Consider the following 26,959-nt stretch of genomic DNA (forward strand, 5'->3'; position numbering starts at 1 on the left):
AAAGCTTTTAACTGTTTTTAAGTTATAAGCTGTGAGAAGTCCACTATTCTGTATCGAAAATTAGGTGTAACTAATTCTAAAAACTAAATAACAAACCCAATCTTCTGCTTTCCGCATTCTTTTAGATCGTTTTGTTCTCGTAAAATCGATAACATTCGCTCTTGAGTCATTCGTTTTTTTGAAAACCTCATTTGCCTTTTTACAATCGCAAAGTCACCTGGTGTGAGCTTTGTAAGCTTGAATAACTCATGCATTAAGTGCTTATTTAACACTCCTGGGCCTAATGTATCTTTAAATAATTGCTTAGCCTGAACCGAGGTTAAATAGGTTAAATTTAAATTAAAATCAAATCGCCTCATTACCGCTTTATCTAAATTTTTAGCAAAGTTAGTTGCTGCAAAAAGTGGGAGTTGAAATTGCTCCATATGGCATAGTAATTCATTAACTGTTTGCACTTCCCAATTTGCCGTCGCTTGTTCGCGGCTACATAGCAAGCTATCCGCCTCATCAATAAATATTGCACTTCCTTCTTGTGTAGCTTGTTTAAATAATTGAGCAATATTTTGCTCACTTTCGCCAACCCACTTGCTTAATAAGTCAGATGCTTTAAAAGATATAAGTTTAAAATCAGCTTTTTCGCATAAGTAATTTACAAAAGCTGTTTTACCGGTGCCTGGCGGGCCCGTTAGCAGAGTTCGTGAACTCGAATATTCAATTACAGCCTCTTCAACCTGTTCGAGTGATGCATACTCAGACTCTATATTCACCATTTTAGGATTAAATTTTTGCGCTGCTTGATAAATTAATTCGTGAGCCGAAAAGCCGCATGCAGTTAAAGTATCTTGAATATTCTCTTCTATGCAGTCACGCGCGGTTTGTGCTTTAAATCCGCATAACCTAGCTACATGAACAGCTTTAGCAATATGAGCTGGCAGTAAGTTTTGTTGAGTAGCTAATTTACTTATAAAACTGTTACCAACACTCAAACCTTTAACATATTTGCCAATCATTTTTTCTTTAGTTGTTTTGTTTAGCTCAGGAATTTCGTAAACAATATTAAATCGCCTAATAACGCTCTGTGGTAACTCTTCTAGATGATTAGTGATCCAAATACTCACAACAGGGTGATTTTCAATATAAGTATGAAGTAACTCCTTTGAGAAGCTTTTAGAGAATAAATCACGCTCAAAAATGTTTTCACACTCATCCAATAACAACATTGTTTTTTTACGCTTACCTACCAACTTACTCACCACATTAAAGTGCTCTAAACGCAGCTCAGAACTTGCACTTCGGCTATCGAGCTCGTTTGTTGGGTTTATTAAGTTACTACCTTTAGCTTGCACCTTTAGCAACTGCGAGTTACACATTTGCGCTAAATATTTCGCCAATGAAGTTTTACCCGAACCTGGCACACCATAAAATAAAATACTCAATGGTTGCCCTCCGCTCTTTGTTGCGTTTTGCGTAGCTTTAAGCAAAGTATTTAAATCTAAGTGAGATAAATCAGCAGAGCTAAGTTCAGAAGCTTCACAAGGGGTAACCAAGTTAGATAAAATATCACTTTCACTATTTAATTTACCCTCGAGAAGGCTTTTAGCAATTGCGTTTGGTAATATTAAAAACTCATCTTCCCCAGCAAATATCTCCATATCCATTGAATACATGCCAGATTCAATAATTAAACTTATTTGTTTGTTGAGTAGTGCTTCATCAATATCAAGCACATTAGCTATTTTTTCTAAAATAACGCTCGCGTAATCGTCACGTAAGTATTCAACAAGTTCGCGTAATGGTTTACTGAGCGTCATACAGCACGAAAAAATAACTAATGGAGTAACCATTTTTGGCAAATCAAACGCTGTACAAAATATATGCACATTTTTTTGTAACGTTTTAGATATTGTGTTTATTGCTAAATGATCTAATCGGGCTATCAAATCATCAACATCTAAGCCCTGTAAATTTGTATAACTAAAACCAGAAATGTTACATAAAGCCTTTTTAAATAGCTTATCGTGCCAAAGTTCTTCTGTGTCGAACTCTTCTAATAATTCAGTGGTAAAGTGTGCCACAATACGTTTTAATTGAGGGGTTGTGTTCATGCTATGTACCTAATAGTTAGTGGGTTTAAAGAGCATATTACTAACTAAAAACTGTGAGCGTACCTAAAGTGAAAATTTGAAAAGCAACATAAGTTACTGAAACTTAAAGCCAAATTACAAAAAAAATATTTTCAGTAATTCATTTTTTACTTTTTATTTTAACCTTTATTTTTCAATCAGTTACAATGGTAAAAAAACAATTAAAGTTTATTTGGACCTTTATGAAAAACAATGATTTGAATCTAGGGTCGTACAACAACCCAATAATCCTGAAAAATAAGCATCAAGATATCGAATCTGAAAAGTACATCTCCCGGCACTCTAGTGATGGCGTGTATGTGCATAGGCCATTATTACAGCTACACACTGGTAATAATCATGAAATAGATGAGGATGATTCAAGTTTTGGGATGTTCGCTTTTCATAAACTTGCAACTCAGGAAAACTGTTATATAAAAAATGTTATCAGCAATCCATATTTACAACCTTTAGAAATGAAGGTTGCAATTGCACTTTTTAATATTTCTGAAGATGATCTAGAAGATGATAAGTTTGTTTACATTTGTACCAGTAAAAAAATAAATATTGATAATTATGGTGATGATGAAGGTTGTATTTGGATGGAAAATTATAAAAGTGAAAGTTTTTTTTCTGGGATTAATCAAACATCACTTTTTAAAAAACTTGAAAAGGCATTTAACATAAGGGTGAGCAACGAAAAACTTAATAAAATACTAATAAGGTTAGATAGTTTTCACTATATCAATGTCACACCGGTTACATTCGAAAACTCCAAGCTTGGTATTAGTCAAAAGCATAATAAAAACCAACGCGCTTATTTAAAAATAATACAAATAAATGAGCTGATGGACTGCAAGAATCTAACAAATATATGGCTTGTAAAAAACTAAAATACAAATTTTGAGCCCGATTTAAAAACCGAGCTCTACTTGTTCTACGTCATGCTTATTCAAAACCACATTCAGAAAGCTTAATTTTTACTGTTACAGACTGGCTGCCATCACAAACAGTGGGTAAATCAGTTTTTATTTGATACTGCTTTGACGCGCTGTGTAAACTCCACTTATCTTCGTGCGGGACCTTTTTAGTTTTAATGGCTCCACTCATAAAGCGATCTAAAGAACGGTTAAAGCCACGTTTAACGCCTTGCTCAAAAGCTTCAGCAATCAATGTATTTATTGAATCATCTACAGCTTTATTTTCTGAACTTTCACTATCAACATCTTGGCCCATAGCACATTTAATTTTTTCTATTAAGTCTTCCATCCTTGCAGTAGGTGTATCGCCTATTGAGTCTAGTTCTGTTTCGTCTTCAATGCGCCCAATCCACTTATTCATACTCTCAGAGCGAATACTCACATCTCTATTTTTATAAGTCATTACTGTTATCCTTTTACTCTATTAATTTTAAAACTCTGCGCTTGCTCAAATATTTCTTTGTACACTTCATCGCGGCTGATTGGTGGGTATTTAAATTTAGCGAGTATTAAAATCAGCTCTACTTTAAGTGATGATTTAATATCGTCGCGGTGATTCCAATCAACAAATTTAACTTTGTCGTCTACAATTACTTTTACCGCTTGAGCGAGCTCAATGAGCTTATCTTCGGGGTAGTCAAAGTCGTATTTAACGGCGAGTGCTTTTAACGCGTCGTAAAAGCCTTTTTCTTCAATATCAATGCCTAGCTCATCGCCGGCGTTCATTTCGTCGCGTACGCTGTAAATCATATCAACCATGCTTTCTGAAAAGTCATCAAGTACGCTACTTACCAGTACATCATCTTCTTTGCGTTCGTTGTAGCGCTGTACTAGCGATTCAAAGCGTTTAGTAAAGTCGATACCTTGGGTTTGGTTTACTTTTTTAAGCTCGCCAATGGCTTTGGCTAACATTTGTTGCAGTATTTTAATTTTGGTATTGGGGAGTTTTATTTTTTCTATTTTAGCGATGTAGTCGTCATTAAAAATGTCGATTTCGCCGCCGTCTTCATTACCTAGCTTAAATATTTCCTCAACGCCGTCGCTTTGTAGGGCCTCGGCTATCATTTCACGTACTTTGGCGTTCATTTGCGCGCTATCGGGCGCTTCGCCTTTAGTTAGCTTGTAAATAATAGAGCGAACGGCAAGGTAAAAGTGAATGTGGTTACGCTCGTTTTCGTTTATTTTTTCACTGCCACAACATACATCGTAAGCGGCTTTTAAACGCTTTACTAAATCCATAAAGCGCTTTTGGCGTTTTTCGGTAATTAGCGCAAACTCAGCGGCGTGGTTTAAACAGTTTAATTGGGCAACGGCTTCGCCTGTAAAGTAAGGGCTGCTGTCAAATTTATGAAATAACTCGGCGAGCAACGCTAAGTGGTTTTTTACTTCAATAACCGAGGCGGTAATGTCTTCAAAATTGGTTTCGTCTGTTTTTGAGTACTGCGCTAGGGCTTTATTCATTTCAGATTTAATACCAATGTAATCGACTACTAAGCCTTTATTTTTACCTTCAAACTGGCGATTAACCCGCGAAATAGTTTGTATTAAACTGTGCTTTTGCAGTGGCTTATCAATGTACATGGTGTCTAAAAATGGCACGTCAAAACCGGTTAGCCACATGTCTACCACTATGGCTATTTTAAAGTTTGAATGTTTGTTTTTAAATTGCTTATCAAGCTCTTTACGCTCGTCTTTACTGCCAAGTAAATTATATAAGCGTGCGACGTCGTCTTTGCCACGCGTCATCACCATTTTTACTTTTTCAGAAGGGGCTGCAATACGGCCTTCGCTAATAGCACGCTTTCGCTCGGTATCCGATAAGTTTTGAGCATTGTCCTGCTTGTTTAAAGAGTCGACTACATCAAACCAATCTGGGCGTAATTCTTCTAATTCTTGATACAACTGATAAGCAATCCCGCGCGAGCTACACACAAACATTGCCTTACCTGCAACCGTTGAGCATTCATCAACACGTTTTTCGTAGTGCTGTACAAAATCTTTTGCTAACACTTTAATGCGATCAGGGTCGCCTAAAATGCTATTCATGTTAGCGGTGGCTTTTTTGCTGTCTTCTATTTGCAGCTCGTTACTGCCTGCATCGGCGCATTCTTTGTAATAGGCTTCAATTTCGGCCAGCTTGCTGTTGTTTAAACACACTTTGGCCGCGCGGCCTTCGTACACAATGCGTACGGTTATTTCATCTTTGACCGACTCAGTCATAGTGTACGAGTCAACTACTTCACCAAACACATCTAGCGTGGCGTCAACAGGCGTGCCCGTAAAACCAACATAAGTAGCGTTTGGCAGTGAGTCGTGCAGGTATTTTGCAAAGCCAAAGGTTTTTTTCACGCCTTTTTCGGTAATGGTAATTTTTTGATCAAGATTTACTTGGCTGCGATGCGCCTCATCAGATATACAAATAACGTTAGCGCGCTCAGTTAAAAGCGCAGTGTCTTCGGTAAATTTATGAATAGTCGTTAAAAATACACCGCCACTGTTACGGCCCGCTAGTAACTCGCGTAAGTGAGTACGGCTGGTGACTGTTTTTACCGTGTCATCGCCAATGTAGGTTTTAGCATTACCAAATTGCTGCGAAAGTTGATCGTCTAAATCAGTTCGGTCGGTAATTAAAATAATGGTCGGGCTTTTAAGTTCAACGCTTTTCATCAACAAGCGTGTTAAAAATTGCATGGTATAGCTTTTACCGCAACCCGTTGCGCCAAAGTACGTACCGCCTTTACCATCGCCTTGTGGCTTTAAATGCCGTTTTATATTTTCGAACAACTTATTAGCCGCATAATATTGCGGGTAACGCGGCACAATTTTTATCTCTTTTTTGCCCGCGTTTTTATTATCAGAATCAGGGAAGAATACAAAATTGCGCATTACATCGCGCAGGCGCGCTTTATCAAACAAGCCCTGCAATAAGGTATGTAATGAATTTATGCCCTCTTGTGCAGTTAGCTCTTGCCCCGTTACTTTGCCCCACGAGTAAAAAAACTGATACGGCGCAAATAAGTTACCCATTTTATTATTTACGCCATCGCTTATAACGCACAAGGTATTAAATACAAATAACTGCGGAATAGCGCGCCTGTAGCGTACCGTTAACTGCTCAAAGGCTTCAAAAATAGGGGCTTGCTCGCGTATCGCACTTTTAAATTCAAACACCACCAGCGGCAAACCATTTATGTATAAAATGCCATCGGGAATGCGCATTTCAATATTGTCGTAACTTGTGGGGCTTTCTATTTCTAACTGGGTAACAAACCTGTAAATGTTGTCGTCTTGCAGGTAAGTAACGCTCGCTTCACTTACTGTATCTAAAGCAGCTTCAGCCATCGCACGGCCTGCTACTAAGCTACTTTTAATACCTTGCTCAACGTTGTCGTAGTCAAGTAACTGAACATACAAGTCTTTTTGCGTTGCGCTACCTGCTACTCTGCCACGCTCGCGTGTATGTACTTCTCGTTTAAGTAAAAAGCCATCACTTAGCCAGTTACAAAAGGTTTTATTACTTTCGTATAAATCACTAGCAGGGAGTTTTTCGAGCTTTGCAATAATTGAGTCTACTTCACCGGTAGTAATATTATTTTTAGCGTAACGCTTGGTTAAAAATGCACGTAAGTCGTCTTTAATTAATACGTCGCTATTACTACGGGTGAGCTGCCCGCCCAATAAATGCGGGTAGCCTTGCTCGCCTAATAGCTCAACTACCGCTTGTTCTAATTTGGCTTCAGTAAATTTCATCTATTTAGCACCGTCCGCTGGTTTATTCATGTTAGTTATTATTTTTTATAACGTTTATTCTTAGCTACAATGCGGGAAGTATTCTCGCAACAACTTCAGCATATTTCGTTTTTGCTTAAACTTCTTAGCCAATGTAGTAATCATTTCATATAATAGCGTGCAGTCGGCATTTTTGTCTTTTAAGCTTTTTTCTATTTTAATTAATAAATTAGTTGCTTCACGATAAGCATCATTATTGGTTTGTCCAATTATGTTGCTAAGTGATTTGTGGTACAAGTCAATCGACTCGTGTGGATATTGCGCCATAATTAAACCAGCCAACGTTATCAATTGACTCGACTTAACCTCATGTTTTGCAGCCCATGAACGTGCTTTTTCAATGTCATTTTGATCAATATAAAAATCAAGTAATTCACTCGGGTAATTAGTAAAGCGATAAGCCCCTTGGTTTGATTTAGCCGCTTGTTCTGACAAAGAAAGCAATAGCTGCTCTACCTTTTGCGTAAACTGCGCATCAATTATGCCGGTTTTTTGTTGCAATGCGTGTAAATCTTTAAAGCCATTAAAACTCGGGTTATCTACAAATAACTGCCACGCAATTACCCATGCGGCTTTAAATTCTGATAACTCAAGGCGAAGTTCTATTTCATCGCGTTTACATGCAAGCACTTCATGCGGCTTACTTGCCCGTTGATACGCTTGCTTTAAATAATACTCGGCATCTAACAGCTCATTACGGTCTTTGCAAAGTGCAGCTATTTTTAAATAATCAGCTGAATCATGGGCTGTTAGTTTAATTAAACGCAATTGTGCTTGCCAATCATCCTGCCCTTGCGCTTGTTTTATTAATATCGACGTAAGGCGTGTAAGCGCGCTTTTTTGCTTCCAATCACTAAAGTCAACGCCCGCGTACAGTCGCTTATCTATTGCAGTTGTACACAGTGCTAAAAACAAGGTATTTACACTGGGTGTTATGTCAAAGTCATGCGGTACACTCGGGAATACATCGTATTTGTAATCTTCAAAATGCTCAAAAATCCACTGCGCTTTTTGCTCATCAGACCAAGGCAGTTGATTAAAAAGCTCGGTCAGGTTTTGGTTAAGCTGCCCTTCTAAATCAAAGCGAAAGCCGCCGGAGTCATCAATTTCTTCAAGTACGGTGTTCAAACGCACCAAGGCTTTAAAATTCAACTGCCATTGCTGATCAACGGGCAGTTTTTCTATCGCAGGAAATATCATTTCAAACAGTGAGTCAGCATCAGCAAAATAGCTACGTACTTCATTCCAGCCCCATACTGATTTTTTAGGCAAAGCTTTAGTGATAAGTTTACTTAGCTCACCTGTACTCATGGCTTGCTTGTTGTTTGACATCATAAATACCCATTTATCGTATTCATGCTCTGACTCATCTAAAAAACCCATGATTATATCGGTAAGTTCATTAGCCGGTTTATCTAAAAACCACGCCATTAATGCCCCGCGTTCGTTGCCTTGTGTTGTAGCATCGGCGTTTGCCTTGGCTAATTCAGTAGCAGATAAACTGTTTACTTTGAGCGCCACGGCAATAGCATGTTTACATACCTCTTGATAATCGGCTGCGGGGCACGTACAGCTTGCCACGCATTGCGCACCTGCACTATTTTCTAAAGTGACTTTGTATTTATGCTGCCCCATCACGTTCGCCATTGCTTGATCACCCACAATAAGTAACTTATTCACATTATTAGATGCGTACAAACCATAACCCAAATCGTAAGTTTTGCTGGCCACGCGTTGCTCTATTTTATTTAAATCAAACATACTAATTCTTATTCACTCATTGTGTTAATTGGCAAAGCATGTGGTTAAAAAGCACGTAAGTCTTCTTTAATTAATACATCGCTATTATTGCGGTTTAGCTGCCCGCCTAATAAATGCGGGTAGCCTTGTTCGGCTAATAACTCAACCACCGCTTGTTCTAATTTGGCTTCAGTCAATTTCATCAAACAACCTTATTCTTGTTATTTTAAATGGTTAAGTGCTCAGCTTATGTATTAATCGGCTATTTCTTCATCAATGGCAACATCGGGTATTTGTAATTCGCCAGAGATGAGTTTGGGTAACAAAGTGTCTCGGAGTTTAGTTAAAGTTCTATTTTCATCTATTAAACGATCTATTTTTTCATAAAGTGGTGTACTTACCTCAAGAAAAGCAGAAAGTACTACGGTATCAGGTAATGCTAGCCAGTATTCTGGTACGGCCTCTTTTTTCAAATGTAGCACTGTTGTACCGGATGTGTAAGAACGAGAGTAATTTTGAAATGCATCAGTTTTCATCACACCATACAAATAATTCTTGTGGATTGCATCAAAGCATCTCACAACAGCAACATCGAGTGACACCACTAAATGCTTATACTTAGTGTCACTTATCACCATTGCTGGCTTACCTATAACATCAGCGGCTTGAGTAACATCTGTATATGCAACAATTAAGTCACCTGCAAAAACCTCTTGTTCTGGCTTATATTTACCCGTATATGCTTTTAAACCATCTAGTCGGTATCCTCCACCTCTCTTAAATGACTTAAGAGTAACTAATGCGGTCGATGAATCTGAAAGTTCAGCGCTTTTATAAGACTTACCTTTTACAACTTTAGCAAGATCTTGAATTTGAGCTTTTCCCCAACCCTTCGGTATCCAGCCTAGTTGTTCGTTGTGTTCGAACTCATTGGGGAAATGGGCGTGGGTGTTGGCGTGCTGCGCTAATATGTTAGGATTGGCGTTAAAGCTTGGCTTAACTGGTGTTTCAGCGGCTTCTTCTGATACTTGCCCTGCTGCGTGTGTTGCTTCTTTTGTTGGTAGCTGTGCTTGTAATTCGTGAGCGAGTGCAATGAGTGAGGCTTTGTATTGTGCCACATTTTCTAAACTGTTTAGTGCCGCTAAGCGGCGCTGTGCTTTTTGTTTTAACTCATCAGGCAAGCGGTTTTCAAGGTTGTCTAATTTAAAATCAGCACTAGCAAGTAGATTGTCGAACACCGGATCAAAATCAACAAACCAGCTTTTAAACAACGCCTGCGCCATTTGTTCTAAGGTTCGGTTGGTTTTTTGGTTTACTTCTAATTTACTTGCTAATACAGATAATATTTTCGCAGATTGTTTTTCATGTTTAGGAAACCTTGGAATCATCAATGCCTTTAAAACGGGGATTCTAACATTACTGACTGTTGTCCCCGTGCCTTCATTCCATGATATTTGATGTTGTACATAAGGTGACTGTAATGCCCAAAACAAATACTCACCACATATCTCATTTCGTGGGCGAAGTAAAACTTGCCTTTGGCCTAAACAACACTTTAACCCTTCTGGAATTATACAAACTTCTCCCATAGGAGCTTCGCGAGTAATTACAATATCACCAGCTCGTGGGATCGCACGTTTGACTCTTTTTTGATAATCTTCTTCATTTGTAAAACTTGGGTTACTTAAATCAAGTACTCCATTTTTTATATTTTGGTTTCTTAGAACTATAATTCCTGAATCTGTCCATTTGGGTGTTGAGTGGGGGCAATCCACTACAAGCTCACATAAAGATTCTAAAGTCTCAGTATTAAAATCCATATCCCAGCGCCTCCAAATTTTTACAGTTCGCTTTATTAAGCGCTTGCGCTTCGCCGATTTGTTTATTCATTATCTTTGCCTTTAACTTGCTGATTAAGCAATTGCGCTTGGACGCGTTCGCGCTCTTTTTGGAGTTCTATTCGCAGCTCTTCTTCGCTGGGTAAGTGGGCTAAATATTTTGCGGCAAAGAGTTGTTTTTGATCGCTCAGTACCGAGTATTTAACAACGGCTTCGCTTTTTTCACTGCATAAGACCAAGCCAATAGTAGGGTTATCGTCGCTGCTGGTGTGTAGGTCATCGTACAAGCGAATGTAGGTATCCATTTGGCCTATATCTTGGTGTTTGAGTTTGCCAATTTTTAAGTCGAGCAATAAAAAACACTTGAGTTTAAAATTGTAAAAAACGAGGTCGATATAAAAGTCTTCGTCATCAAAGCGAATGCGTTTTTGGCGCTCTACAAAAGCAAAGCCTTTACCTAGCTCTAATAAAAACTGTTGTAGGTTATTTATAATGCCTTGCTCTAGCTCGTTTTCTTGATAGCTTTTATCTTGCAGGTTTAAAAAATCTAAAATGTAGGGGTCGCGCAGGTAGTCTTTTGCGGATTCTGCCAATACTTGCGTGTTTTGTTGGGCTTCTTGCTCTACGGGTTGTTTGTTTTTACTTGAGAGCAAACGCTCGTAGTAAAGCGTGCCGATTTGACGCTCTAAGGCGCGTACACTCCAGTTTTGTTGACTGGCCTCTTGCATATACCATAAGCGGGCATTTTCATTTTCAATGCGGATAAGCGTTGAATAATGCGACCAACTCAATTTGGCAGACACTGTCTGCCATTTTGAAAAGGCTAAATAAAAACTGCGCATATTGCGTAAGTTTCGACTTGAATATCCCTTACCAAATTGTGCAGTTAATTGTGTTGAGAGCAACGCAAGTTGTGTTTTTCCATATTCAGCTCGTGCCGCTCCTTGCTGCTCTTGTTCAACAATTAACCGTCCAATTTGCCAATAGGCGTTCACCATAGCGTGATTAACGGTTTGTTTAACCTGTTTACGCGCTTGTTCGATAACCTGTTTAATTTCTATTAATATGGCGGGGTTATCTAATGCGTTACTATTTTCCATAACCCAGTGCCTCCAAGTTTTGTCGAATAGCGTTATCAAGTTCATCGGCTTGATTCATTTGGCTGTAAAGGGTTTGGCTAAGTTCGCTCATTTTGGTCTCGAACGGGATACCATCGTCAACAATATCAGCAGCGCCGACATAGCGCCCGGGGGTCAATACGTAGTCGTTCGCTTTTATATCGGCAAGAGTGGCTGATTTACAGTAACCGGCTACATCTTTGTACTCTTGTTCTTGCTCTTTATTTTCACGTTGCTCTTTATTTGCGCTTTGCTCTTTTTGTGCGCTTGCTCGCTCGGTACTTGCTGTAGTTAGCTCTTCGCCGCGCCAAATATGGTAGGTTTGTGTAATTTTAGCTATGTCGTCGTTGGTGAGTTCTTTTAAGGTACGGTTAACCATAGAGCCCATTTCGCGGGCATCTATAAAGAGCGTTTCGCCTTGGCGGTCGCGGCGCTTTAGTAGGCCTTTTTCGTTATTGCCGCGTTTGTCTTTACTTATAAACCATAAACACACCGGAATTTGTGTGGTGTAAAACAGCTGCCCTGGTAGGGCTATCATACAATCGACTAAATCGTTTTCGATTATTTTTTTGCGAATATCGCCCTCACCACTGGTGTTAGAACTCATTGAACCATTAGCCAATACAAAGCCTGCAGTGCCATGCTCGCTAAGTTTTGAGATCATATGCATGATCCACGCATAATTGGCATTACCGGTTGGCGGTGTTGGGTAACCCGCCCAACGCGCATCGTCAACTAATTCGTTATCGGCGCGCCACTGTTTTTGGTTAAACGGTGGGTTTGCCATAATGTAATCGGCTTTTAGGTCGGGGTGTTGATCTTTAAAAAAGGTATCGCCTGCTATATCGCCTAAATTGCCCGAAATACCGCGCACGGCAAGGTTCATTTTAGCTAGTTTATAGGTGGTGTTAGTGTACTCTTGCCCATAAATAGACACATTTTTTTGATTGCCGTTATGGCTATTAATAAACTTAAGCGATTGCACAAACATACCGCCCGAGCCACAACAGGGGTCGTAAATTTTACCTTCAAATGGTTCGATCATATCAGCTATTAGGGTAACAATTGACTTAGGCGTTGAGGTAATGTCGTTTTCGACAAATGAAAAATTGTTACCACCCCATATTTATTGACTTGAAGAGTGGTAATAGTTTTTGAGGAATTTACTCTAAAAACAGCAGTAAATTGAGGCGGGGGAATGCAGTTTTGTTACTAAATCTATCGCTTTTTATTGGATTGAGATAAAACCGAGCCTGCTAGTTCTTTTGTATCTTTACTGTACTTGTCGCTTTGCAATACCTTTGATGCGAAGTCTTCCATGTCAGCGACTGTTTGCTTGCTAGTTCCTTTTTGTGATAGCGCAGAGCCTGCTAATTTTTTAGCTGTCTTGGAAGCATTAGGATCGGTTAATGTTTTGGCGGCCTTTGATGCGACATTTTTAGATGTTTTCTTTGTGTTTTTACTCATAGTAAATACCTCATGGTTGTTAATTCAATTATGAAAATTAGAGTCCGTGTTTTAGCCTTTCAGCAAAACCATTACGCTCTGCCAATACTTCATCGTACATGTTGTAAACCTGCTGAATGTGCTCCCACAATGACTGATTTTGCGTTCTCAAATCGTCAGCTAGCTCCTTATAATCAAGGTTTGATGCTTTCAAAGATTTAACTTCTTTCATGAGCTTTTCATTTTCAGTACCTAGCGTAATGGTCTCAGCTTTATTCTTCTGCCGCTTTTGCGCAGTCTGAATATCCGGGATCTTTTCAGGGTTGAACTTGTAGATAGCAGAGTTTGATATTCCTAATCGTTTCGCTACTTGGCTAACATTAATTTTTTCATTATTGGCTGCCATTTCAGACAATGCCACATCAATTTTGTCCGCCATTGTGATCTCAACTGATTCGCTCATATTAGGCTTCCTTCACTTTTATCGTTAACTGGTCAATGATGATATTGGCGGCTTCAAGGTTGTCTTTTAATGCCGTACTAAAGGCTTTAAATCTTTGTTTAATCTCTGACGGAAATTTTTCAAATGCAGCTAGTTGCGATTCGCATCGTTTTTTAACAACCAGCCAGTGTGGTAAGTGCCTTGGTGTTGCAATGTAGCTATCGCACCATACACAGTGGCTTGGGTCTGCTGCATTACGAACTTTACATTCCGATCCCTTAGTGCAATATCCATGTGACACACCTCTAAAATTGTTGGTATGCTTAGCAGTAAACGTGATCAACTCTTCCATATTTTTAAAGTGAGGGGTGCTTCCGGTGGTAAGATCATCTGCCAGAATCTCAGTCAGCTTTGCTATAAAATTTTGTCCACCTTTACCTGCGAGCGTACCATCTTGTGCTGCGTTCACCATATCTTCCATTGCTTGCGATATCATAAACTCAGAGAAGCTTTCGGTTAGTCCAATTAATTCCTCCATAGACTCATAGCCTCGTTGACTGTAAACCAATGACATCATGTTTTCTAAATGTTTGTACTGATACTTAATATCGTCTAAATCACCTAAGCGGTTTGCAACAATAAACCACGCAAAGGTATGTCTAAATTGATGGGCCGTAAAATTGAAGAAATCGCCTTTTTTATAGGGCTTTTTGAACTTTATATGATTTGAGCCGACAGATTGGTAATTGCACCCCATGCGCTCAAGCTCGGCAATATCGTGCTCAGTAACCCTTATCAAAAACATCTTATTTATGTTGTTAAAGCCATTGCTAGTTGACTGAGTATGTATAGAAAATTCGCAGGATTTTTTATGGGGAGACACACCAAATAAGGTTCGACTACTTAATCCAAACTCTAAATTCAACTTACGCTTTATTGGCAATAAATCGCTATGATGCTTAAGTAGCAAAGCAGCACGTTCATGGTAAACAGAACAAACTCTCGTGAGTAGCTTTACTGCTCGATATGTGACTTCATTCGTTATCCATTCTAAGCTTTGGGTTTCATCTGTTGTTTTAGATAACAACGTCTTGATAAAATATTTACCGTTTCGCTCAATTGCTGAATCATCACTCAACGCCATTGCTTCGCCATGGCGCATACCTGTATAACTAAGCACAAGTACAAAGGTATATCTACGAAGGTTTTTAATCAGTTCATAATATTCATCTAATTCAGCAGACTCTTTTTCATTTAATCCGTCAACGTATGTTGAGTTTTTAAGATACTTTTTTGGTGCGTACTCAACGGCATCATTTAGTTTTGTTTGCAGGCTGTGCCAATTATCGGTGATCTTCTCAACAACATTGATATGCTCTTCGCTTGCCTTGAGAACTTGCTTCATTATTTGAGTCGGAATTACTGAATGCTTATTTCTGCGCTCTTTTCTTAGTAAGGTAAATGGAAAAAAATACTCATTCATTAAATTGTAAAACTGCTCATTTTTAACTACTGAATAAAGCTTCAACCAATAGATTGCCGCTCGAAGTGCCTCCGCATAAGATGGATGTTTCTTTAAATCGGACGCTTGCACGAAGTCCAATATGATATTGCGCAAACGCAATTCTGGCAGTTTGTCTAAATCATCAAAGCTCTCAATGCTGTAACGTTCAAGCCATTTGCCAAAACGTTTTAGGTTAGCAATATTTCTACGAATCGTACTCCATGCGAGCGGATCCATACCTTGTCCTGAGCCTTGCGTATACATACCAAGTGTTAGGGCTTTAAGTTGATATTGATACTTAACTCCAACACCATTAAAATTTATGGATAAATTGTTGCCTTGTGAATACCATGAATCATCCCCGAATAAAGTGATCTGCCTTTTATTAGAACGTATGTATTGCCAAAGTACTAAGGGCGCCAGTTGCACATCGATTGTTGAAGTATAAGGATTAATGCTGATAAGCCCATCAATCTTTAAACAACCATCTACAGCAGTTGAAATTTCTGTCATAAAATATCTCCAACATTCTTAACTGACGTTACTGCAAATGCCCAAAACGGATGCATTCCTCTTTCCGCCATCAGCTCCTTTCCCTTAGTAACTGCCATCGGATTTTTTATCGCTACTTGCTCTAATATGTCATTAACTCGCTGATGCAGTGCCGCAATCGCTTCCTGCTGAAATTCATTATTTTCAATATCAGAAATACTGGCCGCCATATCTGTCAACACATAATCACGATAGCTAAGCAACTGCCAAACATGGTCTGGGTCTGCAACTGTTCTAAAGTGCTTGCACCACACACAAGCCAAAAAGTCACTGCACCATCCGTTTTCCTTACTGCCTGATAGATGCCGATGCTCTTTACCGTATTGTGACGCTTCTCCATCATTTCCTTGCGATGCACACTCTCCCGTAGGCGTTTTCTGAGTGCTACTGTCATCAACCATTAACACCTTAATTTCCGGAACAATTTCTCGGCCTGTAAAATAACGCTGCATTACATCTAATGCCGTGTGCAGAGTTTGTTGTGTTTTTTCTTCGCTCACTCGTTGGTAGTGCTTGATGAACGTGTCGAAGGTATGAATTTTTGCCGATTCATATGCGCGCATTTGCTTTGCTACTTCACGGTAAAGGTGATTTGCACCATTCTTGCGAATACGCATTGAGTCATAATTCACCGTGCAACCAAGTCGACTCAAAATAGATTTGATATGGGCAATGATATTACTTGCTAATACACAACTTACATTGGTTTTTTCTTTGAAGATAAATAGATAATTCTGTACATGCTTACCTCCCAAATGACGGTAGTCGTGAGTCAGGGTATCTTTTACGTAAACGATATCTCGCATCACACTATTTACTGTTCGTCCATCTAAGGAATAGGGATCGGTGTCATAACCTTTTCTAGGTTTTTGGATCAACACCGTAATACTTTTTTTAGCCGTTGGCAGAGAAACTTCCGTAATATCATTAAGCTCTATGTCCGCCATAGGTGACGTATTCCAACAACTTTTTACTTGGATGCGAGCAAAGTACAGTGCGATTAATTGCTTTACGTTATCTGTTTCCTTGATCCCCTTTTCAATGTAAAAAATCAATTCCCGCAATTCTTGATCACTGTATAAATCTTCGATTTTCATTCTTCTGGCATGACGTTGTTGGCGCTTAGATGACAGTTTGTAAGCTTCAACTACTGCCTGCCCTGTAATGGCCATTATCCACCTTATTGCTTCGAAATAAGACATGCCCGTATTTAGGCTTATGATCTTGCTTTTAACATCAGACTGAATATATTGAAAAACACTTTTTTGTATACGATTTTTATCTAAGCTGAGGCACTTAAAGCCGTATTTCTTAAGTTGCTCTAAAAAGTTAGGTAAAAAAAAATTTATCAATAAACGATTAAGTGTGGTGAAGCGGCCATACAAAGTAATCATTCCATAATTTTTCTCTGGCAAAAGGTCGATTTCAGAACTATGAACTTCTAATAATTTCGTCGCAATTTCAGGACATTGGCTTGCCAACTTAGAGTAGTTGATATGCCTATACATCTGTTCTTTTTCAAAATAAAAAGGCAGTAAATATTCAATGTATTCATGGCTATGAACCTCATACCCAAGGTGCTGCTCTAGTAATAAGAGCAATTCAGCGAATTGCTCTTTTCTAAGTAAAGCTTTTGCTTCTTTAAGCAAAGCAAACTTATTTTTCTTAAAGCCATCAAGTCCTTCATCAACTAAAGCACATTTATTCTTCTTAGCTACTTTTCGAATGCTGCCCACAATATTTATAAAGCGCATAGTAATTGAAACAACATTATGCTCTAGCTCACCTTTAAACTTATCTGAGTTAGCCAGTTCCTGAAGCTGTTCAACCAGTACAGGCGCAATATCTGCTAAATCAGTAACGTTTATAGACTTGTCATTAATAGTGATTCTTACAACTTGAAAATGATTTGGTTGGTATACTTCAAGCACCGAAAATAATGCTGACTGAAGTACGTAGTGTTTATCTTTAATCGGGTATTCGTTAAAGGTTTGTCTAAAGTGCATGGTTGAGTTAAACCAAAGTAAACCATGCTCATAGATCTGTTTTTCAACTACAGGGGCTGCATCAAAAAGCAATTTCAAACATCTTTGGGCAGTTTGCGCGACCATAAGAGTGCTACTTTTGGCAAGCGTTGACCGCATACCCCATGCACTTATGACATCGTTAAGCTCTTTACCTAATCGGAAACTCTTGCGATACCAATGCAATAAATCAATGTTTGTATCAAATACAAAAACCCTGCTAGGTCTTGAATTGTTCTCGCTAATTGCGCTTGCAAAATAAGATAAACAGCGTCTAAACATCAAGTCATCTTCGTGGGGTATATTTTGCGACAATATCTCTAACTTAAGCCAATAATCATCACGAAATAGCGAGTGAATATCTTGCAATAAACTGTGACAATGGCTTCGCAACACTGAATGTCGAAGCAACAAGAGTTTAAAAGAGCTAATGTGCAGTTTAATGCGCTTACTATTTTCATCAGTTAAATAACTGCTTAGCTGTTCTTCTAACGGTGAAAAATCGGTTACGGTATCAAGCATCTGCACCTCCTAATTGCTCGGCATTAAATGCATCTTCTTGCAGCGGGGTAACAAACTCACCAAACAATTTATCTACCCAGCTTCCCATTTGTTTATCGAATGTTAGTGATCGAGAGAAATTGATGTACTTTTGGGTCGTTGAAAAATCCGCATGACCCATCAACTGCATTAACTTGTATTGCACAAAGCCAATGGGCAGGTTTTTATAAATAAGGAAACCAGCAATGTTTGTAGCAAATGTTGAGCGTAAATCATGGAAATCACGCTTTAATGTTTTCCCAAATAGCGCTAATTCTTTGCGCACCTTTGAAATCACGTTTCCGATTGATTTACGAGACATAAAATCACCAGAGCGATTAAGAAAAAGTGGTGCATCATCACAGTTACCATGTTCAAGCTGCCACTTAGCTAATCTGTCTTGGTGTTCTTTGCCGTTACGATATTGCCAAAGTGATGTCATCAACCCTTTTGACACCATTATCGTGCGCTCTTTGTCGTACTTGCCAATAATATTTACGTAATAAATCGCTTTATTATCCAAGGCAGTATCAACAACATGACTAGCGCTAAAAGTAGCAATTTCCTCCGCACGCAGGCCACATTGAACCGCTAAATCCACTCGCAATTTAGATCCTTGCTTTGTCAGTTCCTTGCTGGCATAGAGCAGTTTCAATTCATCTTGACTGTAAGGTGATAAACCCGCATCGCCTGACTTCTTTTGTTTATACTTTTTAGGGATCAGTAAGTCAGTGGTGGTAATAATAAATCCTTTTTCCTCGCTACCGTAGTCAGTAAATAGCAAGTCTAAACCGCCATCCTTGCGCTTTTTCTTAATGACCTTAGTTTTATATTTGAATGGCACTTTATCAATTCTGCGTTGCTTTCTTGCCCACTCGTAAAACTGCCTAACATGGTTTATATATAAGTTTGCCGTATCTCGGTCAATATCCTTCGCTATCACTTGTTCTATAAGGTGCTTGCGATAGCGATAAACTGGCAACCAGTATTTTGCTTTATCGCTGTCACTTACGGCATAAACCTCATGCCAGTCCACATTATTTTTCTCAACCCATTGCAGAAACAAACTCATCGAATTTGCTAACGACTGCACGGTAATGAGTGCTACACCACCAAGCGGGTTTTTCCTACCACCACGTTTAGGTGGCATAAAAAGCCCTTTATATCTGTGCTCTAGGAATAAATTGATTTCGAGAACATCCTGAATTCGCAATAGCGATAACACTCTAGGGAAGCGCTCCACAATGTGATCTTCATGAAAAGCTACAGTGTGTAGCCCATTCCCATCAACATTACAAAAATAAGGGAGACTTCCTATATTTACACTTCTGCGTACAACTCTAGGTTTTAAGTACAAAATACCACTCCATCACAATGATGCATAAAAAATAGCAGTATACTATTAAATGTCAACCAAAAACGCGAAAAATAGTGCAGCATCAAACTACCGCACTACATGCGCCATTTTTATATTGCAAAAATATTCAGTTATAAATTATCTTTTTTTGTACGAATATGCTTAAATCTTAAAACTAAGCTAAAACATTCGTGCTTTAGCAACTAAATAAGTGGTTTATATATTTTATAAAAAGGTATCAGCTCCAATGTTTACAATACTTTGCGAGATTGCTGATGTGTTTTCTGGCTATCCCTTTAGAGGAACTATTCCTGCTGATGAAAATGGGGATGTGCACGTAGTTCAAGTTAGAGATACACGCGCTACAGGAGAAGTTTTTCAGGATGAAATGGTTAAAGTAATACTTCCCGGTAAAAAGGCGCCAAATTGGCTACGTTCCGGTGATGTGCTGTTTGTTGCTAAAGGTGTAAAGCATTTTGCTGCTCTAGTTGAAGACTTGCCAGTAAATACAGTCTGCTCCCCACACTTTTTTTTGATACGAGTGAAACCTGAGTATCAAAATCGAGTGAAACCTGAGTTCATCTGTTGGCAATTAAATCAACTACCAGCTCAGCGCTATTTCAGCACCACCGCTGAGGGGTCGTTGCATTTAAGTGTGCGTAGGCAAGTACTAGAGAACACCCCGCTAAAGCTGTTAGATATTAAAGACCAACAACTTATCGCAGATATGCATAAGTGTGCTTTAAAAGAACGAGCTGCAATGATGCAGCTAATTAAAAATAAAGATAAAGAACAAACAACAATTGCATTAAAATTATTGAATTAAGATGTTTATAATTAACTAAACTAAGGTATTTCCGACTATGGCAACAACTATAAATCAAATCAATCAGGACGATATTAACAAAGCGGTGTGGAACGCCTGCGACACCTTTCGCGGTGTGATCAGTGCCGATACCTATAAAGACTTCATCCTTACTATGCTGTTTTTAAAATATATCTCTGATGTATACAAAGACGAATACAATAAACTGGTTACTCAGTATGGCGATAAGCCAGATTTAATCCACGCTATGATGTCTAAGCAACGTTTTGTGTTACCAGAAGGCGCGAGCTTTTGGGATTTATACGAAAAACGCTATGAAGCAGGTAACGGTGAACGTATTGATAAAGCTTTACACGCACTAGAAGAAGCTAACGGCAGTAAGCTTAAAAACGTATTCCAAGACATCAGCTTTAACACCGACCGCCTAGGCCAAGAAAAGCAAAAAAACGATTTGCTGCGCCACTTATTAGAAGACTTTGGTAAAGACATTTTAAACCTAAGCACAGAGCGTGTAGGTAGCTTAGATATTATCGGTAACGCCTATGAATACCTTATTAAACACTTTGCCGCAGGCAGTGGCGCGACCGCTGGCGAATACTACACCCCACCTGAGGTCTCAACCCTTTTAGCAACCGTTTTAGAACCCGTTGAGGGCGATCAAATATGTGACCCATGTACAGGCAGTGGCTCGCTGCTGTTAAAATGTGGCGCTATGGTGCGTAAAAACTCTGGCTCAAAAAAATACGCTCTATTTGGGCAAGAAGCCATTGGCTCTACATGGGCACTCGCCAAAATGAATATGTTCCTACACGGTGAAGACAACCACCGTATTGAGTGGGGCGACACTATTCGTAACCCTCTGCTACTTGATAAAGACGGCAACGGCTTACTGCACTTTGACGTGGTTACCGCCAACCCGCCGTTTAGCTTGGATAAGTGGGGACATGACGATGCAAGCAGCGACCCATACGGGCGTTTTCGCCGTGGTGTACCGCCTAAAACCAAAGGTGATTATGCGTTTATCAGCCACATGATAGAGACGCTAAAACCAGAAACTGGCCGTATGGCGGTAGTTGTACCACATGGTGTGCTGTTTCGCGCATCAAGCGAGGGGAAAATCCGTAAACAGCTTATTGAAGAAAACCTGCTAGATACCGTAATCGGCCTACCAGAAAAGCTGTTTTTTGGTACAGGCATCCCCGCTGCCATTTTGATATTCAAAAAGCACAAAACCGACAACAACGTATTGTTTATTGATGCGAGCCGTGAATTCAAGTCAGGTAAAAACCAAAACCAGTTAACGCCTGACAACATTAAAAAAGTTATCGACACCTACAAAGCGCGTGAAACTACCGATAAGTATTCATACCTAGCAAGCTTTGACGAAATTGCCGAAAACGACTTTAACCTCAATATTCCGCGTTACGTTGATACGTTTGAAGAAGAAGCCGAGATTGATTTAGTGGCGGTACGAACTGAGCGTGTGGAGCTTAAAAGCGAATTGCAAACTCTAGAGACAGAAATGGAAGGCTACTTAAAGGAGTTGGGTTATGGTGCCTAATGGATGGGAACATGTTCGCTTAAATAACTTATGCTTGACTGTAACAAGTGGCTCTCGTGACTGGGCAAAGTACTACGCAGAGCAAGGCAGCAAGTTCATTCGAATGACAAATCTTCAAAGAGATAATATTTATTTAAATTTATCAGATTTGAAATTTGTTGATGTAAAAAGCGATTCTTCAGATGGCAAAAGAACATCGCTAAAAGCTGGCGATATTCTTATGTCTATTACAGCCGAACTTGGAAAAATTGGCTGGGTTCACGAAGGGTTGGGTGAGGCATTTATAAATCAGCACACCGCTTTAATACGATTGGATGAGAAAAAGTCGCACAGTAAATATATTGCGTATCTCTTATCATCAAAAGAAATGAATCATAAAATAAATCGGTTAAATGATTCTGGTGCAAAAGCTGGGCTTAATTTACCAACTATACGATCTATTCCAATTGATGCTCCTCCACTTCCTGAACAACGCAAAATCGCCAAAATCCTATCCACTTGGGATAAAGCGATTAGCACCACCGATCGCCTAATCGACAACAGCAAACAGCAGAAAAAAGCCCTAATGCAACAACTGCTCACAGGTAAAAAACGCCTACTTGATGATTCAGGTAAACAGTTTGAGGGAGAGTGGAAAAGAATTGAGTTAGGCAAGTTACTCGATTACAAACAACCAACGCCGTTTTTAGTTAAATCAACTGAATATTCAGACGAATATAAAACACCTGTGTTAACGGCTGGTAAGACGTTTATCTTAGGTTACTCAAACGAAGACTTTGGTATCTTCAGAGAAGAGTTACCAGCGATAATTTTTGATGACTTTACAACAGCCAGTAAGTTTGTAGATTTTCCATTCAAGGCTAAGTCTAGTGCAATGAAAATACTAGTTGCAAAAGATGGTGTGTCTATTAAGTACATATATGAAGCTATGCAAGTGCTAAATTACCCTGTGGGAGGTCATCAACGACATTGGATTTCCATATTCTCAAATTTAGTTATTGGGTTACCTTCGTCAGAAGAACAGCAAAAAATAGCAACTGTACTAACAAATGCAGATAAAGAAATTGAGTTATTACAACAACAACTCGCCGACTTAAAACAAGAGAAAAAAGCGCTGATGCAGCAGTTGTTAACAGGTAAGCGCAGAGTGAAACCAGAGATTAGGGAAGATTTATGAGTTTAAAATTTACAGGATCATATTCTGAACTTCAAACCAAATTGAGTAGTTTAAATGGCACTTGGGATGAATCACAGACTAATAAAAAAGTTCTTCGAGTGGGTAATGGGCTACTTAATTGGTATGAATCAACTGGTACTATTCAGTTTCAAGGTCAAGGAGCTGAAAAAGAAAAATTAGAAAGCGAAGTGCCACATCTAATTTATCCGCAGCAATTTCCAAAACCTGAAATTGTAGCTAAAGTAGAAAATATACCTATTGAAAATACGCAAAAATCAATAAATATAAAAGAACAAACGATTGAGAGAAAGTATCTTGAATCTAATATCAATGATAGTGAATTAATTATTGGTATTGTGAGTGCAGTAGGTACTGAGTCTAAGCGAGTGATTGACCCACTTAAAGATAGACTAATGGGCTTTGGTTATGACGTCGAAGAAGTACGTGTTTCTGGGATTTTAACAAGCTATGCCAATACAGGAACAAGTCGTGAATATGACCGCATAAAGCACTATATGGAGTCAGGAGATTCGTTACGCAAAGATAGTCAAAGTAATGCAATTTTAGCCGCTGGGGTAGCAAAACAAATCTTAAATAATCGTACCGAAGGTTCAACAAAAAAAGCATACATAATAAATTCTTTAAAACATCCAAGTGAGGTAGATCTTTTACGGAAAGTTTATGGTGACGGTTTTTATTTAATAGGCATTCATGCTGATGAGAAAAGACGCCATAAATACTTAACAGATGATAAAGGCTGCACTTTAGAGCAGGCAAATGAACTTATTAAGATAGATGAAGATGAAAGCTTTGGTCACGGTCAAAAAACTAGGGACACTTATCATCTTGCTGACTTTTTCCTAAACCTTGGTAAAAATGATGACCATGTTAAAAATAGGCTTCAACGATTTTTAGAGCTTATTTTCTCACATCCATACAAAAACCCAACTTTTGATGAGTTTGCGATGTTTATGGCATTTAATAGTTCGGTTCGTTCTGGCGACCTTTCTCGTCAAGTAGGTGCTGTAATTAGTCAAAATAATCAAATTATTGCAACAGGTGCGAATGATGTCCCTCAATCTGGTGGGGGGTTATATTGGGCTGAAGCTGACCCTGAAACTGGTGAAGTTAGTGATCATCAAGATGGGAAAGACTACACGAGAGACGGTGATTCAAATAAGCAAGCTCAAGCCGAAATAGCACTAGAAATAGCAAAAAAACTATTGGATTCTGGAATCGTAGCTAGTGATAAAGAGCTGGGTTTAAATGAGATATTAATAGGCAGTAAAATTTCAGATTTGACTGAGTTTGGTCGTGTTGTTCATGCTGAAATGGATGCACTATTGTCATGTGGAAGAGCTGGAATTCCCACAGTAGGGACTACATTGTATTGTACAACTTTTCCCTGCCATAACTGTGCTAAGCATATAATCGCTGGGGGTATGAAACGAGTAGTATATGTCGAACCATATCCAAAAAGTCGTGCTCTTGATTTTCATTCAGAATCAATTCAACTGAAGTCCGAGTTTGATAAATCAACTCAAGATGATCAACTTATAGCTTTTGAGCCATTTATTGGTGTTGGACCTAGAAGGTTCTTAGATCTATTTTCAATGAGCTTGGGAGCAGGTTCAAAATTAAAAAGAAAAGATAAGAAAGGCTCAACTTTAGTGTGGGATAAGTCAAACGCTCCCATCAGAACTCCACTTATCCCTAAGTCATATATTGAAATTGAGCAAGCTGCTGCTGAGATTTGGGAAGAATACTCGGCAAAAGACAGTCCACTTTAATAAAACTATAGGGATTTTGTATGATTACACATAAGCGACCTCGCACAATTCAAATTTTTTTACCCACAGGTGACCCTGCGGGGATTCGCATTGCCGAGCAAACCACCTCGATTATTCGCTTAATTGAAGTGCCGCGCAGTGACATTGCTGAATTTGTAAAAATGCCAGAAGCCAAACAAGTGGGACTATATTTTTTAGTCTCTGGCGATAGCAAAGACGAGCTGTATATTGGGCAGTCTGGCGATGTAGGCAGCCGATTGATGCAGCATTATAAAGACGAAAAGAAAGACTGGGAACGAGTATTGGTATTGGTGTCGCTCACCAATAACTTAACCCAAACTCATGTGCTGTATTTAGAATCGCTGTCGATAGAAAAAGCAAAACAGTGCCAACGTTATGAGTTGCTTAATGGTAATGGCGGGCAAAAGCCGCATACGCCTATTCCGCTTAAAGCCGATTGCGATGAAATTCATGAAATAGGCAGTTTATTATTAGCTACCCTTGGCTACCCTGTTTTTGAACCACTGACAGAAACATCACCTACCAAAACCGAACAGATGTTTTCTTGTAGCCGCACAGGTGTCGATGCCAAGGGCATTTATACCAACGAAGGCATGGTGGTATTAAAAGGCTCTTCCGCTCCTATGACCACCAAGCGTAAAACCGAACAACGGTTTTACGATAAGCGTGACCAGCTACTAGCTAAAGGTGTTATCGCAGAGCAAAATGGGCGCTTTGTATTTCAACGTGATTATTTATTCCCTACGCCAAGCGGTGCTTCGATGTTTTTGTTACTAGCCAGCTCTAATGGTTGGGTAGACTGGAAAACTGAACAAGGCATTACACTCCATGACCATCAAGGTCGTGCTATTGAACCAATTACACTGTAAATAATTACGGCAAAATTGATTGACAGATATTACCAATCTATACCCAGTGCTAGTTTAAGGATGCTTGCACATCGATAATAAGGAATACCAATAAATGGATATTGAACAGTTAACAGCTTTAGTTGAAGCTTTTAAGCAGCTCCCGAAAGATGAGAGAGAAACAACCTTTTTTGATATTGGTAGTCGCGGTCATTTTGAAAATCCAATGACTGAAGTACTCAGTTTCTTTTGTGACTCATCTGAAGTTCACGAAATGCACGATTTAGTCGTATCCAGTATCGTCAATTTGATACGTCAAACCCCCAACTATACAAATCTACACCATGCTGAAGTTCACAATAAACCACAGCGAGAAGTCACGACCCAAAACAATAAACGCATCGATTTATTGTTAAGCTCTGAAGAATGGATTATCGCGATTGAAAGTAAAGTTAATCATCAGCAAATTAACCCTTTTGAAGAATATGAAATGCATGTAGATAACTTAATTTCTTCCAATGCGACTTCTAGTATAGGAAGTGAGTTAACAGATGAAACAAGCAAACAAGCGGTTTTTGTTATCTTATCTCCTGATGGGAAAGTAGACGATAATAACCAGCACAAACGTTGGTGTGGGATTAGCTTTAAACAATTAGTCAATGAAGTAAAAAAAGGATTACAGCAACATTTCTTTGAAGCGCCATTTAATAAATGGTCTCTGATTTTGAAAGATTTTTTATTACACTTGGAGAACCTTGTGAACGACAGTCAACTAAATAAGGCGCAAGAAGAGTTTGCTTTAACTCACATTGGCGAAATATCTGAAGCTTGGTCTTTATTAAGGACTACCTTACAAAGCGTTTCGCAAAGAATACACTCTGTTCTTGAGCAAAATCCAGAATTAATGGGGGTGTTACATAGTAAAAAAGCCTCTTGGTATGGATTACCTACGACTATTTTATATGATAAAGAAGAAACAATTGAAGTAGCACTTTTTGCAAGAACTTCCATATCTGATCACATGACTGAAAATGATCAACTTAATACAGGGAAATACATCTTTATTCAGATTCAAATTCAGACCAACGATTCTGAATTAGGACTTGAAATTTTCAATGAGAACTTAGCGAAAATACCGCGTAATCAATGGTATTCTCAAGGTGTGCGCTACTTCAGGTGGCCTGTTAATAATTTAAATGTGGATAGCCTTACACAAGAGTTAGTTGAGACATTTGAAGCAATAAATGGTTTAAAACCTGTGATTTTAAAAAGGTTGACTTGAT

At 38.9% G+C, this 26,959-nt stretch carries 20 protein-coding genes; 7 read left to right on the top strand and 13 right to left on the bottom strand.

All coding sequences use genetic code 11. The features are described from left to right. Positions 1-83 precede the first annotated feature (83 nt). The gene (locus GQR55_RS05765) at positions 84-2,105 is read right to left on the bottom strand and encodes an AAA family ATPase (RefSeq protein ID WP_166419814.1); all 2,022 of its coding nucleotides are present in this window, start codon (positions 2,103-2,105) and stop codon (positions 84-86) included. Positions 2,106-2,326: 221 nt separating this feature from the next. Here GQR55_RS05765 and GQR55_RS05770 point away from each other — a divergent pair, with 221 nt between their 5' ends. After that, a complete protein-coding gene (locus tag GQR55_RS05770) occupies positions 2,327-3,016 on the top strand; it encodes a hypothetical protein (RefSeq protein WP_166419815.1) in 690 nt (229 codons plus the stop codon). A 55-nt stretch (positions 3,017-3,071) separates the two neighbouring features. Here the strand turns inward: GQR55_RS05770 and GQR55_RS05775 are convergent, their stop codons facing one another. From GQR55_RS05775 to GQR55_RS05830, 12 genes are all read right to left on the bottom strand, one after another. Next, complete coding sequence (locus GQR55_RS05775; RefSeq protein ID WP_166419816.1) at positions 3,072-3,506, bottom strand: hypothetical protein; 435 nt, start codon at positions 3,504-3,506, stop codon at positions 3,072-3,074. Positions 3,507-3,511: 5 nt separating this feature from the next. Next, positions 3,512-6,853 carry an HsdR family type I site-specific deoxyribonuclease gene (locus GQR55_RS05780; RefSeq protein WP_166419817.1) on the bottom strand — a complete coding sequence of 1,114 codons (3,342 nt, stop codon included), beginning with the start codon at positions 6,851-6,853 and terminating at the stop codon, positions 3,512-3,514. A gap of 60 nt (positions 6,854-6,913) precedes the next feature. Further along, complete coding sequence (locus tag GQR55_RS05785) at positions 6,914-8,653, bottom strand: SWIM zinc finger family protein (RefSeq protein ID WP_166419818.1); 1,740 nt, start codon at positions 8,651-8,653, stop codon at positions 6,914-6,916. Positions 8,654-8,697: 44 nt separating this feature from the next. After that, complete coding sequence (locus GQR55_RS05790; protein ID WP_166419819.1) at positions 8,698-8,835, bottom strand: hypothetical protein; 138 nt, start codon at positions 8,833-8,835, stop codon at positions 8,698-8,700. A 51-nt stretch (positions 8,836-8,886) separates the two neighbouring features. After that, complete coding sequence (locus GQR55_RS20075) at positions 8,887-10,452, bottom strand: restriction endonuclease subunit S (protein WP_206012040.1); 1,566 nt, start codon at positions 10,450-10,452, stop codon at positions 8,887-8,889. 62 nt (positions 10,453-10,514) lie between these two features. Next, on the bottom strand, positions 10,515-11,570 hold the full coding sequence (locus GQR55_RS05800) for a PDDEXK nuclease domain-containing protein (protein WP_166419820.1): 1,056 nt from the start codon (positions 11,568-11,570) through the stop codon (positions 10,515-10,517). Next, a complete protein-coding gene (locus GQR55_RS05805; RefSeq protein WP_346774254.1) occupies positions 11,560-12,714 on the bottom strand; it encodes an N-6 DNA methylase in 1,155 nt (384 codons plus the stop codon). The genes GQR55_RS05800 and GQR55_RS05805 overlap by 11 nt, the downstream gene beginning before the upstream one ends. Positions 12,715-12,806: 92 nt before the next feature. Then, positions 12,807-13,055, bottom strand: a complete 249-nt coding sequence (locus GQR55_RS05810) for a hypothetical protein (RefSeq protein WP_166419821.1) — start codon at positions 13,053-13,055, stop codon at positions 12,807-12,809. A 37-nt stretch (positions 13,056-13,092) separates the two neighbouring features. After that, complete coding sequence (locus GQR55_RS05815; protein WP_166419822.1) at positions 13,093-13,497, bottom strand: hypothetical protein; 405 nt, start codon at positions 13,495-13,497, stop codon at positions 13,093-13,095. A 1-nt stretch (position 13,498) separates the two neighbouring features. Then, on the bottom strand, positions 13,499-15,493 hold the full coding sequence (locus GQR55_RS05820; RefSeq protein WP_166419823.1) for a hypothetical protein: 1,995 nt from the start codon (positions 15,491-15,493) through the stop codon (positions 13,499-13,501). Then, on the bottom strand, positions 15,490-18,078 hold the full coding sequence (locus tag GQR55_RS05825; RefSeq protein WP_166419824.1) for a hypothetical protein: 2,589 nt from the start codon (positions 18,076-18,078) through the stop codon (positions 15,490-15,492). The genes GQR55_RS05820 and GQR55_RS05825 overlap by 4 nt, the downstream gene beginning before the upstream one ends. Beyond that, positions 18,071-19,246: a site-specific integrase gene (locus tag GQR55_RS05830; protein WP_166419825.1), complete on the bottom strand. Its 1,176-nt coding sequence runs from the start codon at positions 19,244-19,246 to the stop codon at positions 18,071-18,073. Before GQR55_RS05830 ends, GQR55_RS05825 begins: the two co-directional genes overlap by 8 nt. 454 nt (positions 19,247-19,700) lie before the next feature. Between GQR55_RS05830 and GQR55_RS05835 the strand changes: the two genes are divergently transcribed. From GQR55_RS05835 to GQR55_RS05860, 6 genes are all read left to right on the top strand, one after another. After that, a complete protein-coding gene (locus GQR55_RS05835; RefSeq protein ID WP_166419826.1) occupies positions 19,701-20,279 on the top strand; it encodes a restriction endonuclease subunit S in 579 nt (192 codons plus the stop codon). 37 nt (positions 20,280-20,316) lie between these two features. Next, entirely contained in the window at positions 20,317-21,840 is a 1,524-nt protein-coding gene (locus GQR55_RS05840) for a type I restriction-modification system subunit M (protein WP_166419827.1), read from the top strand. Further along, positions 21,830-23,017 carry a restriction endonuclease subunit S gene (locus GQR55_RS05845; protein ID WP_166419828.1) on the top strand — a complete coding sequence of 396 codons (1,188 nt, stop codon included), beginning with the start codon at positions 21,830-21,832 and terminating at the stop codon, positions 23,015-23,017. Before GQR55_RS05840 ends, GQR55_RS05845 begins: the two co-directional genes overlap by 11 nt. Then, complete coding sequence (locus tag GQR55_RS05850) at positions 23,014-24,807, top strand: anti-phage dCTP deaminase (RefSeq protein ID WP_166419829.1); 1,794 nt, start codon at positions 23,014-23,016, stop codon at positions 24,805-24,807. Before GQR55_RS05845 ends, GQR55_RS05850 begins: the two co-directional genes overlap by 4 nt. A 20-nt stretch (positions 24,808-24,827) precedes the next feature. Then, positions 24,828-25,697, top strand: coding sequence for a GIY-YIG nuclease family protein (locus GQR55_RS05855; RefSeq protein ID WP_166419830.1), 870 nt, complete (start codon positions 24,828-24,830; stop codon positions 25,695-25,697). A 94-nt stretch (positions 25,698-25,791) separates the two neighbouring features. Beyond that, the gene (locus GQR55_RS05860; protein WP_166419831.1) at positions 25,792-26,958 is read left to right on the top strand and encodes a PD-(D/E)XK nuclease family protein; all 1,167 of its coding nucleotides are present in this window, start codon (positions 25,792-25,794) and stop codon (positions 26,956-26,958) included. Position 26,959: the final 1 nt, after the last annotated feature.

The organism is Pseudoalteromonas sp. Z1A8, from assembly GCF_011378855.1.
GTDB lineage: Bacteria > Pseudomonadota > Gammaproteobacteria > Enterobacterales > Alteromonadaceae > Pseudoalteromonas.

What these genes read in the sequence shown, in the direction of transcription:
- GQR55_RS05765 (WP_166419814.1), bottom strand. Translation starts at nt 2,105, where the DNA reads ATGAACACAACCCCTCAATTAAAACGTATTGTGGCACACTTTACCACT.
- GQR55_RS05770 (WP_166419815.1), top strand. Translation starts at nt 2,327, where the DNA reads ATGAAAAACAATGATTTGAATCTAGGGTCGTACAACAACCCAATAATC.
- GQR55_RS05775 (WP_166419816.1), bottom strand. Translation starts at nt 3,506, where the DNA reads ATGACTTATAAAAATAGAGATGTGAGTATTCGCTCTGAGAGTATGAAT.
- GQR55_RS05780 (WP_166419817.1), bottom strand. Translation starts at nt 6,853, where the DNA reads ATGAAATTTACTGAAGCCAAATTAGAACAAGCGGTAGTTGAGCTATTA.
- GQR55_RS05785 (WP_166419818.1), bottom strand. Translation starts at nt 8,653, where the DNA reads ATGTTTGATTTAAATAAAATAGAGCAACGCGTGGCCAGCAAAACTTAC.
- GQR55_RS05790 (WP_166419819.1), bottom strand. Translation starts at nt 8,835, where the DNA reads ATGAAATTGACTGAAGCCAAATTAGAACAAGCGGTGGTTGAGTTATTA.
- GQR55_RS20075 (WP_206012040.1), bottom strand. Translation starts at nt 10,452, where the DNA reads ATGGATTTTAATACTGAGACTTTAGAATCTTTATGTGAGCTTGTAGTG.
- GQR55_RS05800 (WP_166419820.1), bottom strand. Translation starts at nt 11,570, where the DNA reads ATGGAAAATAGTAACGCATTAGATAACCCCGCCATATTAATAGAAATT.
- GQR55_RS05810 (WP_166419821.1), bottom strand. Translation starts at nt 13,055, where the DNA reads ATGAGTAAAAACACAAAGAAAACATCTAAAAATGTCGCATCAAAGGCC.
- GQR55_RS05815 (WP_166419822.1), bottom strand. Translation starts at nt 13,497, where the DNA reads ATGAGCGAATCAGTTGAGATCACAATGGCGGACAAAATTGATGTGGCA.
- GQR55_RS05820 (WP_166419823.1), bottom strand. Translation starts at nt 15,493, where the DNA reads ATGACAGAAATTTCAACTGCTGTAGATGGTTGTTTAAAGATTGATGGG.
- GQR55_RS05825 (WP_166419824.1), bottom strand. Translation starts at nt 18,078, where the DNA reads ATGCTTGATACCGTAACCGATTTTTCACCGTTAGAAGAACAGCTAAGC.
- GQR55_RS05830 (WP_166419825.1), bottom strand. Translation starts at nt 19,246, where the DNA reads ATGCCACCTAAACGTGGTGGTAGGAAAAACCCGCTTGGTGGTGTAGCA.
- GQR55_RS05835 (WP_166419826.1), top strand. Translation starts at nt 19,701, where the DNA reads ATGTTTACAATACTTTGCGAGATTGCTGATGTGTTTTCTGGCTATCCC.
- GQR55_RS05840 (WP_166419827.1), top strand. Translation starts at nt 20,317, where the DNA reads ATGGCAACAACTATAAATCAAATCAATCAGGACGATATTAACAAAGCG.
- GQR55_RS05845 (WP_166419828.1), top strand. Translation starts at nt 21,830, where the DNA reads ATGGTGCCTAATGGATGGGAACATGTTCGCTTAAATAACTTATGCTTG.
- GQR55_RS05850 (WP_166419829.1), top strand. Translation starts at nt 23,014, where the DNA reads ATGAGTTTAAAATTTACAGGATCATATTCTGAACTTCAAACCAAATTG.
- GQR55_RS05855 (WP_166419830.1), top strand. Translation starts at nt 24,828, where the DNA reads ATGATTACACATAAGCGACCTCGCACAATTCAAATTTTTTTACCCACA.
- GQR55_RS05860 (WP_166419831.1), top strand. Translation starts at nt 25,792, where the DNA reads ATGGATATTGAACAGTTAACAGCTTTAGTTGAAGCTTTTAAGCAGCTC.